Here is a 611-nt window from a genome sequence, read left to right on the forward strand (position 1 = left end):
AAGTAGGAGCACATGAGGAGGTGAGAGCGATGTTGGCGGCACATCTGTTGCCCGGACTGACCAGCGAGGAGGTCGATCTGATCGTGGCGGAGGAACTGCATCTGCTCGACGCCTCCGCATGAGGGCGTCGACGCCGTCGAACACGGGCACTGCTAGCCGGTCGTGCCCGGGTGGGGAAGATCTGCGTCGAGCGTGGCGGTGATCCGCTCACCGATCGAACGGAAATCGAGGTCGGTCACGAATCGGTGTGCCGGGCCCTGCGCTGGAGCGACGCCCCACACCGCGGCCCGGCCGTCCTCGTGGAGCACCTGGGGTTGGGCGCCGACGGCGGACAGCACCACCGTGGGCTCGAGCATCACGGCGGCCGCGACGGAATCGTGCGCGGTGTAGATCGGGTCCTCGGAGCGATATGTGCCCGTGCAGTACCGGTGATAGTCCTCGGTGATGTCGCGGACGAACGTCGCCGTCTTTCCCACCGCGGAACGAGCGACGAGATCGGCCCAGGCCAATCGGAGTCGGCCGGTGACATTCATTCCCACCCAAGTAATCTGCCCAGGCGCTGCAGCAACCACCGTGGCCGCGACTGGATCGTGGTTGGTATTGGTGTCACC

General features: G+C 66.0%; 1 protein-coding gene. It reads right to left on the reverse strand.

The features are described 5' to 3' along the window. Positions 1-152: 152 nt before the first annotated feature. A partial coding sequence (locus tag AC1D1G_RS45835) for a nucleoside hydrolase (RefSeq protein WP_477957016.1) occupies positions 153-611 on the reverse strand: 459 nt, incomplete at its 5' end.

It is taken from the genome of Rhodococcus sp. P3_B8 (genome assembly GCF_056402775.1).